12 protein-coding genes are annotated in these 17,312 nt (G+C 67.6%); 7 read left to right on the top strand and 5 right to left on the bottom strand.

Annotated elements, in window-relative coordinates; translation table 11 throughout:
• Window positions 1-146: 146 nt before the first annotated feature.
• A complete protein-coding gene (locus AC099J_RS06815) occupies window positions 147-1,514 on the top strand; it encodes a chloride channel protein (protein WP_479614477.1) in 1,368 nt (455 codons plus the stop codon).
• Between the two features lie 118 nt (window positions 1,515-1,632).
• On the opposite strand, the gene AC099J_RS06810 is transcribed toward AC099J_RS06815, so the two are convergent.
• A complete protein-coding gene (locus tag AC099J_RS06810) occupies window positions 1,633-3,147 on the bottom strand; it encodes a tripartite tricarboxylate transporter permease (RefSeq protein ID WP_479614476.1) in 1,515 nt (504 codons plus the stop codon).
• Between the two features lie 8 nt (window positions 3,148-3,155).
• Window positions 3,156-3,644, bottom strand: a complete 489-nt coding sequence (locus AC099J_RS06805; RefSeq protein WP_479614475.1) for a tripartite tricarboxylate transporter TctB family protein — start codon at window positions 3,642-3,644, stop codon at window positions 3,156-3,158.
• A gap of 231 nt (window positions 3,645-3,875) precedes the next feature.
• On the opposite strand from AC099J_RS06805, the gene AC099J_RS06800 reads away from it, so the two are divergent.
• From AC099J_RS06800 to AC099J_RS06775, 6 genes are all read left to right on the top strand, one after another.
• Complete coding sequence (locus AC099J_RS06800; protein ID WP_479614474.1) at window positions 3,876-4,292, top strand: MarR family winged helix-turn-helix transcriptional regulator; 417 nt, start codon at window positions 3,876-3,878, stop codon at window positions 4,290-4,292.
• A 122-nt stretch (window positions 4,293-4,414) separates the two neighbouring features.
• Window positions 4,415-4,960 (top strand): fasciclin domain-containing protein, encoded by a 546-nt coding sequence (locus AC099J_RS06795; protein ID WP_479614473.1) that lies wholly within the window; start codon window positions 4,415-4,417, stop codon window positions 4,958-4,960.
• A 209-nt stretch (window positions 4,961-5,169) separates the two neighbouring features.
• Window positions 5,170-7,263, top strand: coding sequence for an NAD(+) synthase (locus tag AC099J_RS06790; RefSeq protein ID WP_479614472.1), 2,094 nt, complete (start codon window positions 5,170-5,172; stop codon window positions 7,261-7,263).
• Window positions 7,264-7,471: 208 nt separating this feature from the next.
• Window positions 7,472-10,717: a type VI secretion system Vgr family protein gene (locus AC099J_RS06785; RefSeq protein ID WP_479614471.1), complete on the top strand. Its 3,246-nt coding sequence runs from the start codon at window positions 7,472-7,474 to the stop codon at window positions 10,715-10,717.
• A gap of 42 nt (window positions 10,718-10,759) precedes the next feature.
• Window positions 10,760-12,724 (top strand): phospholipase D-like domain-containing protein, encoded by a 1,965-nt coding sequence (locus tag AC099J_RS06780; protein ID WP_479614470.1) that lies wholly within the window; start codon window positions 10,760-10,762, stop codon window positions 12,722-12,724.
• A gap of 2 nt (window positions 12,725-12,726) precedes the next feature.
• Complete coding sequence (locus tag AC099J_RS06775) at window positions 12,727-13,794, top strand: SEL1-like repeat protein (protein ID WP_479614469.1); 1,068 nt, start codon at window positions 12,727-12,729, stop codon at window positions 13,792-13,794.
• A gap of 65 nt (window positions 13,795-13,859) precedes the next feature.
• On the opposite strand, the gene AC099J_RS06770 is transcribed toward AC099J_RS06775, so the two are convergent.
• From AC099J_RS06770 to AC099J_RS06760, 3 genes are all read right to left on the bottom strand, one after another.
• Window positions 13,860-14,516 (bottom strand): c-type cytochrome, encoded by a 657-nt coding sequence (locus tag AC099J_RS06770; RefSeq protein ID WP_479614468.1) that lies wholly within the window; start codon window positions 14,514-14,516, stop codon window positions 13,860-13,862.
• The gene (locus AC099J_RS06765) at window positions 14,513-15,718 is read right to left on the bottom strand and encodes a PQQ-dependent sugar dehydrogenase (protein WP_479614467.1); all 1,206 of its coding nucleotides are present in this window, start codon (window positions 15,716-15,718) and stop codon (window positions 14,513-14,515) included. The genes AC099J_RS06770 and AC099J_RS06765 overlap by 4 nt, the downstream gene beginning before the upstream one ends.
• A gap of 257 nt (window positions 15,719-15,975) precedes the next feature.
• Entirely contained in the window at window positions 15,976-17,217 is a 1,242-nt protein-coding gene (locus tag AC099J_RS06760; RefSeq protein ID WP_479614466.1) for an NAD(P)/FAD-dependent oxidoreductase, read from the bottom strand.
• Window positions 17,218-17,312 lie beyond the last annotated feature (95 nt).

The raw sequence follows: 17,312 nt of genomic DNA, 5'->3' as shown, positions 1-17,312 counted from the left end.
TTTGCGCGTCAATTGCGGGTATGTCCGGAGCGGGCGCGCTGCAGGCGTCACTGGAGCACGGGCAGGGTGCGGCGCCCCAGTGTTGACTTTCCTGCTGGCCGGCTGACAACGCCCCCGTTGCACAGCTGCTGCCAGAATCGACGCCGATGGATCGCGAACCCGACTTCCTGCGCAAGCTGCACGATGAACTGTCTGACGCCCGTGTCTGGGCCGATCGGGCGCTGGTGATGGGCTTTGCCGCATTGGCCGGCCTGGCCGTCGTGGTGTTGACGCTGCTGGCCGATGGCGCGATGGACTGGTTCCTCGCACAACGCGCGCAGCGGCCCTGGGCGGCCCTGCTGTGGACGCCGGCCCTCACGGCCGCCATCGTGTGGGCCACGCGCCGCTGGTTCGCCGGCGCGGCCGGCTCGGGCGTGCCGCAGGTTTGCGCGGCGCTGGACCCGCATGTCAGCCCCGACGAGCGCTCGCGCTTCGTCTCGCTGCGCCTGTCGTGCGCCAAGATCTTCGCCGTCTCCGCTGGCCTGCTGGCCGGCCTGTCGACGGGACGGCAAGGGCCCTCGGTGCAGGTCGCTGCCGGCGTGATGTTCGCCGCGCGACGCTGGCTGTCGCCGCGCTCGGGCGTGAACGACCGCGAACTGCTGGTGGCCGGCGGCGCCGTCGGCTTGGCGGCGGCATTCAACACACCGCTGGGTGGCGTGGTCTTCGCCATCGAAGAACTGTCGCGCCGCATCGAGCAGCGCAGCAGCGGCCTGATGCTGGCCGCCATCGTCGTCGGGGGGTTGGTGGCGGTGTCGGCCTTCGGCAACTTCTCGTACTTCGGCCGCGTGCACGTGGACGCGCTGGCCTGGTGGAGCCTGCTGCTGCCGGGGGCGCTGGTGGCGTTGGGCAGCGGCCTGTTCGGCGGCCTGCTGGCGCGGTTGCTGATCGCCTCGGCCACCGGCCTGCCAGACCGCTTCTGCGGCTGGCGCCGGCGCTATCCGGTGCGCTTCGCGGCCGGCTGCGGATTCGTCGTGGCGGTGATCGGCCTGGTCAGCCAGGGGGCGGCCGTCGGCGGTGGGCACCACCACACACGCGAACTGCTGGCCGCTGCTTCGGCGCAGGACCACGCCTTCCTGACCTACACCGGGCTCAAGTTCATCGCGTCGTGGCTGTCGGCCTGGTCCGGCGTGCCGGGCGGCATCTTCGGGCCGGCGCTGTCCATCGGCGCCAGCTGGGGTGCGGACGTGGCGGCGATCACCGGCTCGCCGCACCTGCCGGCGCTGATCGCGCTGGGCATGGCGGGCTTTCTGGCCGCCGTCACGCAAACGCCGATCACGGCCATGATCATCGTGATGGAGATGACCGATGGCCACGCCATGGTGCTGAGCCTGATCGGCTGCGCGCTGGTGGCCAGCGTCGTGTCGCGCATGGTCAGCCGCCCGCTGTACGCCACGATGTGCGAGCTGATGGTGCGCGAGCTGCATGGTCGCCACCCGCCGCAGCCGCCGCCGGTGCCCGCCCACAACACGCGCTGACCCCACCGCGACCCATCGACGGCTGCCGGCAGGCGCTGCCGGCATGCGCTGCCGGCACAGGCCGATGCACGCACGGGCCGGCGCTCCACGCACGAGGCGCGGCGCGCCAGCGCCCTGGCTACCCTTCCTCGACGAAGGCCTCCTCACGCTTGGCTCTGACCGCCGGCAGCAGCACGATGGCCACCAGCACCGCAGCGCCGATCAGCAGCGCTGCCGAGATAGGACGCGTCACGAACACCGACCAGTCGCCGCGCGACAGCAGCAAGGCGCGGCGCAGGTTCTCTTCCATCATCGGGCCGAGGATCAGGCCCAGCAGCAGGGGCGCCGGCTCGCATTCGAGCTTGTGGAAGGCATAGCCGACGATGCCGAACCAGCCCAGCATCCACACGTCGAAGGTGTTGTTGTTGGTCGAGTAGACGCCGATGGCGCAGAACAGCACGATGGCCGGGAACATCCAGCGGTAAGGCACGGACAGCAGCTTGATCCACATGCCGATCAGCGGCAGGTTCAGGATGATCAGCATGGCGTTGCCGATCCACATCGAAGCGATCAAGCCCCAGAACAGCTCGGGGTTGCTGGTCATGACCTGCGGGCCGGGCTGGATGTTGTGGATGGTCATGGCGCCGACCATCAGCGCCATCACGGCATTGCCTGGAATGCCCAGCGTCAGCAGCGGGATGAACGAGGTCTGTGCACCCGCGTTGTTGGCCGACTCCGGCCCGGCCACGCCGCGGATGTTGCCCTGACCGAACGGGATCTCGCCCGGGCGCAGCTTGAGCTTCTTCTCCAGCGTGTAGGAAGCGAACGCGGACAGCAGCGATCCGCCGCCCGGCAGGATGCCCAGGCACGAACCCAGCACCGTGCCGCGCAGGATGGCAGGCGTCATGTTGCGAAAGTCTTCGGCCGTCGGCCAGATGCCGCTGAGCTTGGTGGTGAAGACCTGGCGCTCTTCCTCGGGCTTGGCCAGGTTGGCGATGATCTCGCCATAGCCGAAGACACCCATCGCGATGGCGATGAAGCTGATGCCGTCGGTCAACTCCGGGATGTCGAACGAGTAACGCGCGACACCCGAGTTCACGTCGGTGCCGACCAGGCCGAACAGCAGACCCAGCACGATCATGCAGATGGCTTTCAGCAGCGAGCCCGAGGCCAGCACCACGGCGCCAATCAGCCCCAGCACCATCAGCGAAAAGTATTCCGCCGGGCCGAACTTGAAGGCCACTTCGGTCAGCGGCGGCGCGAATGCGGCGAGCACCAACGTGGCCACGCTGCCCGCGAAGAACGAGCCCAGGCCGGCGGCGGCCAGTGCCGCGCCCCCACGCCCGTTCTTGGCCATCTGGTGGCCGTCGATCACCGTCACGACCGATGACGATTCACCGGGCAGGTTGACCAGGATGGCGGTGGTCGAGCCGCCGTACTGTGAGCCGTAGTAGATGCCGGCCAGCATGATCAACGCGGCCACCGGCGGCAGCGCGTAGGTGGCCGGCAGCAGCATGGCGATGGTGGCCACAGGGCCCACGCCCGGCAGCACGCCGATCAGCGTGCCCAGCAGGCAGCCGATGAAGGCATACATCAGGTTTTGCAGCGTGAACGCCGCGCCGAAGCCCAGGGAGAGGTTGTCCAACAGTTCCATGGGATGCCTTAGCCGGTGATGAAAGAAGGCCAGACCTGGAACTGCAGGCTCAGCCCCACCACGAACGTGAGGTAGCTGCCGATCGCGAGGATCACCGCCAGGGTCAGTGCGCTCTTGAACACGTACCGGTCACCGGCCATGCTGGAGATGATGACGACCGCGAAGATCGCCGCGATCAGGCCCATCGCCGGGATGCCCAGGGTCTGTACGCCGCCGAGCAGCACGCCGAACACCAGGTTGGCGCCCACGATCAGCAGCAGCGGCTTCCAGGCGATCTTGCCGATGAAGCCGCCGTCGGCGCGCTCGTTCCTGAGCGAGCCCAGCAGCACCAGGCCGCCCATGAGGGCCAGCATGCTGCCCAACAACAACGGGAAGTAGCCAGGGCCCATGCGGGCAGCGTTGCCCACGGTGTAGTTGGTGGCGCCGATCGCGAAGGCCGCGCCGGCCGCGATGAACATCAATCCGGACGCGAAGTCCTTGCGACTCTTGATCTGCATGTCGATTCCGTGGAGGGTTGGAGAAATGCCGCGAGCGCGAAGCACGCGGCGGTCGGGCGCTGGGGCGCGACGCGGCCGGCTATGGGTCCGCGCACGCAGCCCTGCCGGTTTTTCATTTACATCACTATATGAGGTTTATTACATCATGCCGTGAGTAATTACCCTTGCACGACAGCGCGACGCCGCCGCTTACGCTGCTATATTTCCGCTCTACAAGAAGGAGAATTCGACATGGCTGAGCGCACCACGGCAATCGACAAGAGGCGCTATGAGGCACTGTCCGACTTCAGGTTCGCGCTGCGCAGCTTTCTGCGCTTCAGCGAAGACGCGGCCCGTGGTGAGGGCATCACCGTGCTGCAGTACCAGCTGATGTTGCACACGCAGGGCTTCGAGGGCCGCGAGTGGGCCACCGTCAGCGAGATTGCCGAACGCCTGCAGACCCAGCCACACGGCGCCGTGGCGCTCGTCTCACGCTGCGAGGAGGCCGGGCTGGTGCAACGCCGGCCCAGCCAGGTGGACCGCCGCCAGGTCGAGGTCCATCTGCTGCCACTGGGCCGTCAAAAGCTCGAGCGGCTGGCCGCCTCACATGCGGACCAGCTCGCCGGCCTGGCCGAGGTGGTGTGGCAGGCGGGCAAGACGCGGCGCTGACCGCGCACCAGGATTGCGACGCCTTCAACTGCCGCGCACGCCGAAGCTGAATCCAGTGCCGGGCGCTCCGCGTATTCGAGGCAGCCGACATCTTTCGGCGTTGCCTCACAGGAGTTTTTTCCATGAAGACGATCAAGACCTACGTACTGGCCATCGCAGTCGCGACCGCATCCCTGGGCGCGGCTGCACAGGTCACCGTCGGTGGTGCACCGATGCTCGCCAGCAAAGACATCATCGACAACGCGGTCAACTCCAAGGACCACACGACGCTGGTGGCCGCCGTCAAGGCCGCAGGCCTGGTGGACACCTTGAAAGGCCCGGGTCCGTTCACGGTCTTTGCACCGACGAACGCGGCCTTCTCGGCGCTGCCGGCCGGCACGGTGGACAACCTGCTCAAGCCCGAAAGCAAGGCCGCCCTGACCAAGGTGCTGACCTACCACGTGGTGGCCGGTAAGGTCGATGCCGCGACGCTGGCGAAGATGGTGATGGACGGCATGGGCAAGGCCGACATCAAGACCGTCAGCGGCGGCATGCTGGTGGCCAAGGCCAGCGGCGGCAAGGTCATGGTGACCGATGAGATGGGCGGCACGGCGACGGTGACGATTGCCGATGTCTACCAGTCCAACGGCGTGATCCACGTCGTCGACAAGGTGCTGCTGCCCAAGTAAGCAGTGTGTGCGAGGCCCCGCGCCAGCGACCGGGCGCGGGGCCGCAGCGGCTCGTGGCGCGCCGCCGTGCGGGCAGCGCGCTGCGTGTCGCGCGCTGGCCGGCAACGACACCTGCGGCAATCGGCGGGAGAATCGCTTTCACCAGGCCAACGCGCGCCGGCGGCATCGGAGCCGCCAGCCGCCAGCGGCCGCTCGAAAGGACCTGCCCGGTGCACCACGATCTGCCCTTCCTGAACCCCTACCGCCACGGCTTCGTGCGTCTGGCCGTGGCCGTGCCGCGCAACCGCGTGGCCGATCCGAAGTTCAACGCTGAAGAAACCGTGCGCCTGTACCTGGAGGCCTGCGAGCAGGGCGCAGCGCTGGTGGCCTTCCCCGAGTTGGGCCTATCGGCGTACACCTGCGACGACCTGTTCCACCAGACCGCGCTGCTCGAAGCCTGCCTGGCCGCGTTGGACCGCGTAGCCGAGGCGACGCGCGGGCAGAGCACGGTCGCTGTGGTCGGCCTGCCGCTGCGGGTGGACCACCGGCTCTACAACTGCGCTGCCATCGTGGCCAACGGCGAGGTGCTTGGCATCCAGCCCAAGACCTACCTGCCCAACTACGCCGAGTTCTACGAAGCCCGGCAGTTTGCGGGCGCGGACACGGCGGTGTCGACCTCGGTCGCCATCGGCGGCAACAGCGTGCCGTTCGGCACCGACCTCCTCTTTCGCGCGCGCCAACAGCCGCTGCTGGCGCTGCATGTGGAGATCTGCGAGGACCTGTGGGTGCCGATCCCGCCGTCCAGCTACGCGGCACTGGCCGGCGCGACGGTGCTGGTGAACCTGTCGGCCTCCAACATCACCATCGGCAAGGCCGATTACCGGCACCGGCTGGTGGGCCTGCAGTCGGCGCGCTGCCTGGCGGCGTATCTGTACTCATCGGCCGGGATCGGCGAATCGACGACCGACCTGGCGTGGGACGGGCAGGCGCTGATCTACGAAGGCGGCGAGCTGCAGGCCGAGAGCGAGCGCTTCTCCACTGTTTCGCACACCATCTTTGCGGACGTGGACCTGGAGCGACTGGTGCACGAGCGCATGCGGCAAACCAGCTTCGGCACCTCGGCTGGGAAGCTCAGGGAACAGCTGGCCGGCTGGCGCACGGTCGAGTTCGACCTGGCGCCGCCGCGTGATGTGCCCGGCGGCCTGCGCCGCGTGGTGGAGCGCTTCCCCTACGTGCCGGCCGATGCCGCCAGCCGCGACGAACGCTGCCACGAGGTGTTCAACATCCAGGTGCAATCGCTGGTGCAGCGGCTGGAGGCGGCGCGCATCGAGAAGGTGGTGATCGGCATCTCCGGCGGGCTCGATTCCACGCACGCGCTGCTGGTGCTGGCGCAGGCCATGGACAGGCTGGGCCGACCGCGCAGCCACATTCTGGGCTACACGATGCCGGGCTTTGCGACCACCGGCCGCACGCTGGAGCAGGCGCACCGGCTGATGGCCGCGGTGGGCTGCAGCGCGCAGGAGATCGACATCCGCCCGAGCTGCCGGCAGATGCTGGCCGACCTGGGCCACCCGTATGCCGAGGGCAAGCCGCAGTACGACATCACCTTCGAGAACGTGCAGGCGGGCGAGCGCACCAGCCATCTGTTTCGCCTGGCCAACCACCACGGCGCGATCGTCGCCGGCACCGGCGATTTGAGCGAGCTGGCGCTGGGCTGGTGCACCTACGGCGTGGGCGACCACATGTCGCACTACAACGTGAACGCCAGCGTGCCCAAGACGCTGATCAAGCACCTGGTGCATTGGGTGGCGGGCGCAAGGGTGCTGGGCGATGCCGGCAGCCAGGTGCTGCACGACATCCTGGCGACCGAGGTCAGCCCTGAGCTGGTGCCGACCGACGCCAGTGCCAATGCAAATGCCGCTGCCACGCAGGACCAACCTGGACAGCGCACCGAGGACACGGTCGGCCCCTACGAGCTGCAGGACTTCCACCTCTACTACATCGTGCGGCACGGCTTTCGGCCGTCGAAAGTGGCCTACCTGGCGCACGCGGCCTGGCACGACGCGGGCGCCGGCCCATGGCCCGAGACGCTGCACGGCCCGTGCAACCAGTACACGCTGGCGCAGATCAAGCAGCACCTGCGCACGTTTGTCTGGCGTTTCTTCCAGATCAGCCAGTTCAAGCGCAGTTGCGTGCCGAATGCGCCCAAGGTGGGTTCGGGCGGGTCGCTGTCGCCGCGCGGAGATTGGCGCGCGCCGAGCGATGCGGAGGCACGGATCTGGATGGACGAGGCGGCAGCGATTCCGGTCGACGAGGGGGCCTGATGGCTGCGTCTGAGCGGTGCCGATCGTCAGCGGCGCGATGCGCCACACCGCCTGCGGGCCCTGTCGTCTGAAAACTGAGCCATTGGTCTAGGGCATCGCGACGCGAGCGCACGGATCTCGAGCAAACCGGCCGAGTTGTGACGTATACACATAGAAGAAATGGAAGGATCGTCAACAATGCCCACCCGCTCCTTCTCGCGCCCCGATCATGGCTGCCCTTCCCCTCCCCCCCGGCTTCCCCTTCTCGTTCACCGCCGCCCAGCGCCTGTTCGAACTACAAGGCGATGGCGTGCTGCCCGAGTTGCTGGTCCACACCTGGAGCCTGCGCGAAGCCTTCAACCGGCCCTGGCATCTGCAGGTCTCGGTCCTGTCGCCAGACGCCCGCATCGCCCCGACTTCGTTGCTGGGCTTGCGCGCCCAGTTGCTGACCCGCCTGGCCGATGGGGCCAGCGAGCATGTGCGTGCGGGGATCGTGCTGGATGCCAGGGCCGAGGGCAGTGACGGTGGGCTGTGCCGCTACGTGCTGGACATTTACTCCTGGCTGTCCCTGCTGGGCCGCGGTACCGGCCGCAGCGCCGTGTGGCAAGAGCGCAGCGTCGAGCAGATCGTGGCCAGCGTGTTCGCCCGCTACGCCCAGCATGCCGCCTGGCGCTGGAGCCCCTGCGCGCTGGCGCATCTGGCAGCCAGCCACCAGGGCGGCCTGCGCAGCTACACCGTGCAGTACCGCGAGAGCGACCTGGCGTTCATCCGCCGACTGCTGGCCAAGGAGGGCCTGGTGTTCCGCTTCGAGCGGGCTGAGGATGCCCCCAGCGGCCATACCCTCGTCATCCTGGCCGATACGACGCAGGCCGACAGCTGCCCCGAAGACGCCACCAGCGTGCAATCGGGCGGCATCCGCTTCCACCGCGCCTCCTCGCAGGAAGAGCAGGACGCCATCCAGGCCCTGGGCCAGACGCGCAGCCTGCAGGCGGCTGCCTCGGCCACCCTGTCCTGGGACTACAAGAGCAAAGGTGTTGCCCGCGCCCATGTGCCCGGCACCAGCGTGTTCGGCCGCAACGCCCCGCATCTGGTGCAGTTCGACTCGGAGACCGACTACCTGTGGGCCGACGATGCCGATGCCCAGCGCGGCCTGCTGGTGGCCCAGCAGGCGCAGGAGGCGCGCCAGCTGATGTGGAAAGGCCGCTCCACCGTGCGCACCTTCGATGCCGGGCGCCAGTTCGATCTGCTGGGCAGCCCGCTGGACGAACTGGCCACGCTGCTGGCCCAGCGCGGCGAAGGTGGCGGTACCGGATCCAGCACCCCCCGCTTCACGCTGACCCAGGTCCTGCACGCTGGCATCAACCAGCTGCCCGCCGGTGAGCGCCAGTTGCAGGTGACCCTGCCCGCGTGGATCCCGCGCGCCGTGGCCGCCCAGGCCCAGGCCAGCGGCTACGCCAATGCCTTCGAGGCGGTGGCCGCCGAACTGCCCTGGAAGACCCCGCTGCACGGCGACGATGGCCGGCCCCTGCACCCGGCCCCGTACCCCGGTGGCCCCCTCACCGCCACCGTGGTCGGCCCGGACGGCGCCACCAGTGGCCACGGCGCCCAGGAGATCCACACCGACCGCCTGGGCCGCATCCGCATCCGCTTTGACTTCCAGCGCGCCGAAGCAGGGGCCGACACCCCCGAGACCAGCCTGGCCAGCACCTGGGTGCGCGTGCTGCAGCGCCAGGCCGGCCCGGGCATGGGCTGGCACTTCATTCCCCGCCTGGGCCAAGAGGTGCTGGTGGACTTCATGGACGCGCGCATCGACCGCCCGGTCGTGATCGCCGCGCTGTACAACGGACAGGGCGAGGCGGGGATCGTGCCCACGCCCGGTGGTGCCCCACCGGCCGCCAACGACGACCGGGCCAGCCTGGCCCACAGCGCCGACCACCGCCCCGGCGGCCAGGGCAACCGCATCGGTGCCGGCCACAGCCCGGCGTGGCACGGTGCAGGCAGCGCCAGCTTGGCAGCCGGCGGGCAGGCCAGCGCCGCCGGCGCGCTGAACGGCATCAAGACCCAGGAGTGCGGCGGCAGTGGATACAACCAGATGGTGTTCGACGACAGCCCGGGCCAGCTGCGCGTGCAGATGGCCACCACGCAGTACAGCACCCAGCTGAACCTGGGGCACCTGATCCACCAGGCCGACAACCACCGGGGCAGCCTGCGTGGCGTGGGCTTCGAGCTGCGCAGCGATGCGTATGGGGCGATCCGGGGTGGACATGGGGTGTTGATCACGACCCATGGGCCGACAGGGACGGGAGGAACCAACGCCGGCCAGGGCACGGCACTCCCCGCCTTCGAACACATTCCCGGCGCCGCGCTGCTGACCCAGTTCAAGAACCTGGCGCAGGGCCTGGGCAACGCCGCCCGCACGCACGAGAGCACGCCACTGGCTGCGCACGAGGGCACGCTGGGGGCCCACCAGAGCATGCTGGCCGGAACACGCAAGCCCGAAGCCCCGATGACCGCCTGGACGACCACGCTGCGCGGCATGGCCGATGGGCTGGACTTCGGCAAGGCCAGCGAAGACGCCAGCGCCAAGAGCAACGCCACCGACCAGGACAAAGTGCCCGCCAGCACCGACCCCATCATCGCGCTCCATGGAAGAGCCGGCTGGGCCAACGTTGCGGGTGCCGACCTGCACCTGAACGCCGCCGACGAGATCACGCTGGGCAGCGGGCAGGACAGCCACTGGAGCGCGGGCGGCGCCTACCGGCTGCACACGGGCCAGTCCATCGGCGTGCTGGGCGGGGCCATCGGGCCGGGCAGCAACGCGGCGGGCACCGGCCTCACGCTGATCGCCGGCGCCGGCAACACCGAGCTGCAGGCGCAGGCCGGCACGCTGCAGATCGCGGCCAAGGAACAGGTCACGATCCAGAGCCAGAACGCACACATCGACTGGGCGGCGGCCAAGAAGATCACCGTGGCCACGCAGGGCGGGGCCAGCATCGTGATCGAGGGTGGGAACATCACGTTCGCCTGCCCGGGGACGATCACGGTGAGGGCTTCGGCGAAGCGGTTCGAGGGCCCGGAGCGCATCACGCAGGACATGCCCTCGTTCCCCACGGGCACGCTGGTGATTCCCATGACGCTCAAGTTCGATCACGCCCCCGCCGGCATGGGCAGCGCCTGGGCCGGCATGCCCTACAAGCTGTACGCCGACGGTGCGTTGATCAAGGAGGATGTGCTCGATGACAGCGGCTCAGTGTTGGTGATGCACTCGCCATTGGTCAAGAAGTACAAGCTGGAAATGGCCAATGGCGTGCAGTACGACATGCCCATCGCACCGGGCTATCAAAACCCCGTGCAAGGCGAGCCAGCGAACGAGGGATTCCTGAAGCACCAGCCCGGTCCACCGGCTGCGGACACCGGCAACACCTTCGTCGCCCAGACGATCCGCGAGGCCTACAGCAAGGCGTTCAAGGCTTAAGCCTGACCGACCGATCCCCATACGACCTAACCCACACCGACCATGGCTGACTCCGCAACCTGCACGCCCACCAAGCACGTCGTACCCATCCTGCAAGGCAAGTTCAGCGCCACGGTCACACCGCCATGGTTCGTGGACTGCAGCGAGTACTCGCCCAAAATGGCTTCGTTCAAGCCCTTGGTCAACGGCGAGGAAGCCTTCCGCGAGGTCTATCGCGCCATCGAGGCGGCCAAGAAAAGCGTGTGCATCATTTGCTGGGGCTTTCAGCCGAGCATGTACTTCATCCGCGATGGCCAGCACCTGATGATCGGCGAGCTGCTGGAGAAGAAGGCCCGCGAGGGCGTGATGGTGCGGGTGTTGTGCTGGGCGTTTCAGTTCTCCTCGGCCGACCGCGTCAACGTGACGGGGATTCCGCTGGGTTTGAACGAGTCCAACACGCCGGGGCGCTGGGTCGGCTTCTACGACAGACCCGGCTCCAGCAGCAACGCACAGCACGCCTTCGATGAGCGCTGGTACAACGTCTACGACCGCAAACAGTCGCTGGTAGGCGAGCTAGGCCGCAAGTACGTCATCCGCGACGACTACCCCAAAGACAAGCTGTTGTTCACCAGCCGCACGTACACCGCTGCAGACAAGGCGCGCATCGAGCGCATGGACTTTCTGGATGGGGGGCTCACGCACCAGACGGCATCGACGCTCAAGAGCTATCCCAGCCATCACCAGAAGACCGTCATCGTCGACCACGAACTACCCCAGAGTGCCATCGGCTTCGTGATGGGGCACAACATGCTCGACGGCTACTGGGACACATCCGAGCACAGTGCCAAGACAGCGGCGCCCAACGCCGGCCGCAATGTGGGCAGACCGTTGCACGACTACTCAAGCCGTGTTTGCGGCCCCTTGGTGGGCGACGTGTTTCGCAACTTCGCCCATGCCTGGAAACTGGAAACTGGCGAAGCGCTGGCGATCCCACCCTTTCAGACGCACCCCATCACGGCGCATGACCCGAGGGCCGTCTGCCAGATCCTGCGCACCCAGCCGCAGCATGGCCGCACGGACATCCAGACTTGCTACCTGCAGGCCTGCGCCAACGCCACGCAGTACATCCACATCGAGAACCAGTACTTCCGCTGGCCGCCACTGGCCGAGAGGATCAAGGAGAGTGCGGCCAAGATGGCGCAGTGGGGCCGCAGGCCCGAGAAGAACGGCTCGCTCTACTTGTTCGTCATCACCAACTCGACAGACGCCGGCATGGGCGTGGGCAGCGTCAACACTTACCGCATGCTCAACAGTTTGGGCCGAGCCGATCGCATTCCGGAGGTGGCGCGCGATCAGCGTCTGGCTGACGTGGATGCGCAGCGCACGGCCAACGAGGCGCAGATGGAGCAGTTGCGCGGTAGGCGTCTGGCCTTGGACAGCCAGGGGCCGGCACTGCAGGGCGGACCGGGTGCCACGGCCAGGGCGGGGCAGTATGCGGCGCTGGAGGAACAAGCGAGCCGGCTGCGGGCCCGCCAGCGGGAACTGGACGAGGCCAGGGCACGGCTGGAGCCGAAGTCGATCAGGGAACGCCTGACCGGTGACCGCACGCCCGAAGCGATCAAGGCGGCCAACGTCCCCGGCCTCAAGGTGCACGTGGCCACACTGATGGCTCCGGACACGCAGGCCGGGCAAGAATGGCAGGATGTCTACATCCACGCCAAGCTGATGCTCATCGACGACACCTTCATGACACTGGGCAGCGCCAACATCAACACGCGCAGCATGCAGACGGACAGCGAATTGAACATCGCGCATCACCGGCCGGAGATTACGAGGCCGTTGAGGGAGGAGCAGTGGGCGAGGTATACGGGGGGACGGGTTGCGGCGGGGATGGCTTTGCTCCAGACATACAACGAGTGGCAGAGGATCATGAACGAGAACGCCAATGCCAAGAGCTTGAGGCGCCGCCCCATCGCCCAACTTGCCGAGTTCCTGCGCACTAGCGACAAGATCAGCAACCTCGATTGAATATGAAGAACTTCCGCGTCGGCGCCCTGACGGCCAGCCTGGTGGTGCTGGCGCTGGCGACAGGCTGCGGAGACAAAGGCACAGGCATGGACAAACTCCCTGACATCTCCTCAGACATCAAGAAGCAGCTGGCTTTCACCTGCGCGCATGAGAAAGACCGCATTCCGCCGCGCGATCCCGAGGCCGATCAGCTCTACAAGCACGCGCGCTGGCTGGTCAAGGGCAACATCCTGAAGCAGGACCCAGCGGTCCATCCGGCTATCGAGCGACTGGTGCGCATTGCCACAGCGCACGGCCACGACAAAGCCAACATCGAATTGCGGAACATGCTGGAGAAGAGTCAGGCTATCAGCCCTGATCCGGTCAACGAGGTAGTCGACCTTGTGCAAGACCTGATCAAGCGAGGAATTCCGGCAGGCTACTACGACATGGGCTGGTACCTCGCGCACGGCTATGGCGTGCGGGCAGACCAGGAGCTTGCGTTCAAGTACTACCGCAGGTCGGCGGATCTTGGCAACCCGCAGGGCCAGTACTTGGTCGGAGATCTGCTCGCGAATCCATCAAAGCACGGGGACGAGATAAACCTTATTGGTTTGGCCCTATGGCGTTGCGCGGCTGACCAGCATCACGCTAACGCTGCAAACAAGTTGGGCATTCGCCTGAAAAGCACAGACCAACCCACTGAAGGAATGAAGTATTTCCAGATCGCAGCGATGGAAGGACTGTCCGTCGCCGCTTCAAGCTTGGCTGGCGCGTTCAGTGTCAAGGACCATGCCGATCCGGTCTGGGGCCTCAGTCAAGCGGCGGACCTCGAACGCCAAGGGCGCTACAGGTCAATGGAAGAGTTCCTGGGCCGCTACGACTACCTCAACGCCCGCATCCCCGAAATCAACGACATCGTGCCCCTGCCCCCCGCCAAACTCCCGCCGTGGAACGGCAAGTTCATGTGGCTCGAAGAGCACGAAGCCAACGTTCCGCCGCCACTGCCCTCCGAGCAGCGCATCGTGGAAATGGCACGCGCCAAAGGGCTGGACCCCACGACCGGTCGGCCATTGAAAACGGCCAAATAGCCCTACCCGACTCGCCAGCGCGGACATTCGCCGCCGGGCGCCAGGTACCACCCAGGCCACTCGATTTACTTGCGGGGCGCAGCCCCCACCCCGACAGCAGCCGGCGCCAGCCGCGCCGCAAAGTACGCCAGCGTATCCAGATCCTCCGGCGCCACGCGGCTCAGCGCCTCGCCCATCGCCATCGTGTAGCCAGGCCGCTTGCCCGACTTGTACTCGTGCAACACCATCTGCAGATAGTCCTCACGCTGCTGCCCAATCCGCGGCACCTGCTGCCCGCCCGAAAGATCAGCGCCGTGGCACGCCAAACATTTGTGCTCGTTCGCCAAGGCCTGGCCGCGCGCCATACGGGCTGCGTCGTTCGGCGTGGCCGGCGGCGGCGCTGGCACGTGCGGCAGCGTGCCGATGTACTCGGAGAAGCCGCGCAAATCGGCATCCGTCAGCGTCTTGGCAACGGCGCTCATGGCCTCGTTGCTGCGTCGCCCCTCACGGAACAGGAACAGCTGCGTGATCACATAAAACGAGTGCTGGCCCGCGAGCGCAGGCGTCTGTGGCAACTCGCTGCGGCCATTGGCGCCGTGGCAGGTGGCGCACAGGGCGGCGAAGCGCTGCGCATAGGCGGCGCTGCCGGCCGCCGGCTGCTGCGCCAGCACCGTCGCGGGTAGCGCGGCGCCGGCCAGTGCCAGCGCGGCGCAAAGAGCCTTCAGTGCTGGCCAAACCCTCATTTGCCGCCGTAGCTGATGCGGTAGATCGCACCGGCGTGGTCGTCGCTGACCAGCAGCGAGCCGTCCTTCAAGACCAGGAAATCGGCCGGGCGGCCGATGTAGCCGTTGTTCTCGACGAAGCCGGTCATGAAGGGCTCAACCCTGGCGCCGCCCTTGCCATCGGGCCAGGCCACGGCCACGTCGGCGTACTTCTTGGTGCGGTTCCAGGGGCCGTGGCGGGCGATGAACATGGCGCCCTGGTACTTGGCCGGGAACGACTTGCCGGTGTAGAACGTCATGCCCAAGGCACCTGCGTGCGGGCCGAGCAACGCGGCAGGCTTTGCGTAGTCGCTGCCCGCGCAGTCCTTGCCCCAGCCGAACTCGGGGTCGGCCATGTTGCCCTGGTGGCAGAACGGGTAGCCGAAGTGCTTGCCCGGCCCCGTGACCACGTTCAGCTCGTCGTTGGGAAAGTCTTCACTCAGCCAGTCGCGCCCGTTGTCGGTGAACCAGAGCTGGCCGTTCTTCGGGTTGAAGTCGAAGCCGACGGTGTTGCGCACGCCGGCGGCAACCGTCTCCATGCCGGTGCCGTCCAGGTTCATGCGGTAGATCTTGGCGTACTCACCTGGATCGCAGATGTTGCACGGCGCGCCGATGGCGAAGTACAGCTTCTCATCGCGGATGCGCAGGTACTTCCAGCTGTGGTCGTTGCCGCCGGGCAGCTTGTCATACAGCGTCGTGGGCGTGCCGGGGTTGTCCAGTTTGTCGTCGATGTTGTCGTAGCGGTAGATGTGCGTGGGCGTAGCCACATACAGCGCACCCTTGTGATAGGCGATGCCTGCGGCCATCGGCAGCTTGTCGATGACGGTCTTGGCCTGACCCTTGCCGTCGGCCGGCAGAGCGTAGATCTTGTTGCCCACGAACAGCGTGCTGACGAACACCGTGCCCTTATCGCTCTGGCGCAGGCCGCGCGCATCGAGCAGGCCGGAGGCCCAGGTCTCCACCTTGAAGCCGGGCGGCAGCTTGAATTTCTTGGTCGGCAGCTGGTCGGCCGCCGTGGGGATGGGGAAGGCCGGCACCGGCGCCATGCGCATGGCGGTGTCGGTCTTGGGCCGGCCTTTGGCCCAGCCCGGCTCTTCCGCGGGTGTCTGCTGCGCCAGTGCCAGGCCGCCAGCGCTGGCCAGCAGCACGGTGGTGCACAGGGCGCGAAATGTGGTGTGTCTCATGGTGTTGTTTCCTCTTGTCGTCTTGCGATCCATCGCCGGCGGTGCGAAAGCCGGCGCCCAAATGCAAGGCCGGGTGAGTTACCCGGCCAGTAGTACGACAAATGAGCGAATCATCTGCCCGCGTCCCAACAATCGCACAGACATATGCGCGGCCCGCCCCGTGGAATCCCTAGGTTTTTAACATCCTGTTTCAGGATGCGGCACAGACGGGCGCGGGCCAGGCGCTGCGCCATCAGGCGCGGGCGCAAGGCCCACCGCTACGCGAGGAAGCGCTGCGGCGCGTAGGGCAGCGGATCGACCACCGGCGTGCTGCCCTCCACCATCTCGGCCACCAGCCGGCCGCTGACCGGGCCGAGCGTGAAGCCCTGGTGCGCATGGCCGAAGTTGAACCACAGGCCGCGGTGGCGCGGCGCCGGGCCGATGACGGGCAGCATGTCGGGCGTGCACGGCCGCGCGCCCCGCCAAGGCGTGGCCTCGACCGGGGTGGGCAGATCGAACAGTTCGCGCGCAGCGGCCTCGGCGCGGTCCAGCTGCCAGGGCGTGGCCGGCGCGTCGCGGTGCGCGAATTCGGCGCCAGAGGTGACACGCACGCCGCGCTGCATCGGCGCGATGACCAGGCCTCGGTCGGCATCCAGCAGCGACAGGCGCGGCCCGGCGCCACCGGTGTAGTGGCGGTGGTAGCCGCGTTTGACGAACAGCGGCAGCGCGTAGCCCAGCGGGCGCAGCACGGTGTCGGCCCAGGGGCCGAGGGCGACCACGGCGTGCTCGGCGTCCAGCGCGCCCTCGTCTGTCTGCACCGACCAACCGGCACCCACGGGACGCAGCGTGGTCGCGTCGCCGCGCACCAGTCGCCCGCCCAGTCGCACCACATGCGCGGCGTAGCGGGCGACGAGTTCGCCCGGGTCGCTGACGCTCCACGGGTCCAGCCAGTCGATGCCGCCGGCCAGGCGCAGGCGCAGCGCAGGCTCAGCCTCGGCCAGTGCCTGCGCGGTGAGTGGGGCATGGCGCAAGCCGTAGGTCTGCGAGAGGCGCTCGGCATTGGCCAGCGCCGTCTCCAGGCTGGCCGGGTCGCGAAAGATCCAGCGGTAGCCCTCGCGGCGCACCAGGTCGTGCGCGCCGGCCGCGTCGACAAGATGCCCATGCTCGGAGGTGGCGTGTTCGATCAACTGCGCGTAGGCCCGGGCCACGGCCGGGTAGTGCGCCGGGCCGGACATGCGCCAGTAGCGCGCCAGTGCGCCCGCAAGGCGGGGCATGGCCAGCAGGTGGTAGTTGACGTGCGGCCGCGTCTTCAAGGCCACGCGCCACAACGTGTCCAGATCGCGTGGGAACGGGTAAGGCTCGACCGCCTCGCGTTGGATGATGCCGGCGTTGCCGTAAGAAGTTTCCTCGCCGGGGCCGCGCCGGTCGACCAGCACCACGGCATGGCCCCGCAGGGCCAGGTGCAAGGCCGTGCAGGTGCCGACCATGCCGGCGCCCAGGACCAGGGTGGTGCGTGTCATGTGAATACCTTGGGCAGACGATCAGGTGGTGTGGGCATGTGGCGATTATTCCGGCCGGCCCGTCGGCGACCAATGCACCGGGATGAAAGCTGCGT

This window comes from Rhodoferax sp. RT4P68 (assembly GCF_056521305.1).
This window is presented reverse-complemented; position numbering and strand designations above follow the sequence as displayed.

Coding starts and splice junctions, on each gene's coding strand:
- AC099J_RS06815 (WP_479614477.1), top strand. CDS start 147: ATGGATCGCGAACCCGACTTCCTGCGCAAGCTGCACGATGAACTGTCT.
- AC099J_RS06810 (WP_479614476.1), bottom strand. CDS start 3,147: ATGGAACTGTTGGACAACCTCTCCCTGGGCTTCGGCGCGGCGTTCACG.
- AC099J_RS06805 (WP_479614475.1), bottom strand. CDS start 3,644: ATGCAGATCAAGAGTCGCAAGGACTTCGCGTCCGGATTGATGTTCATC.
- AC099J_RS06800 (WP_479614474.1), top strand. CDS start 3,876: ATGGCTGAGCGCACCACGGCAATCGACAAGAGGCGCTATGAGGCACTG.
- AC099J_RS06795 (WP_479614473.1), top strand. CDS start 4,415: ATGAAGACGATCAAGACCTACGTACTGGCCATCGCAGTCGCGACCGCA.
- AC099J_RS06785 (WP_479614471.1), top strand. CDS start 7,472: ATGGCTGCCCTTCCCCTCCCCCCCGGCTTCCCCTTCTCGTTCACCGCC.
- AC099J_RS06780 (WP_479614470.1), top strand. CDS start 10,760: ATGGCTGACTCCGCAACCTGCACGCCCACCAAGCACGTCGTACCCATC.
- AC099J_RS06775 (WP_479614469.1), top strand. CDS start 12,727: ATGAAGAACTTCCGCGTCGGCGCCCTGACGGCCAGCCTGGTGGTGCTG.
- AC099J_RS06770 (WP_479614468.1), bottom strand. CDS start 14,516: ATGAGGGTTTGGCCAGCACTGAAGGCTCTTTGCGCCGCGCTGGCACTG.
- AC099J_RS06765 (WP_479614467.1), bottom strand. CDS start 15,718: ATGAGACACACCACATTTCGCGCCCTGTGCACCACCGTGCTGCTGGCC.
- AC099J_RS06760 (WP_479614466.1), bottom strand. CDS start 17,217: ATGACACGCACCACCCTGGTCCTGGGCGCCGGCATGGTCGGCACCTGC.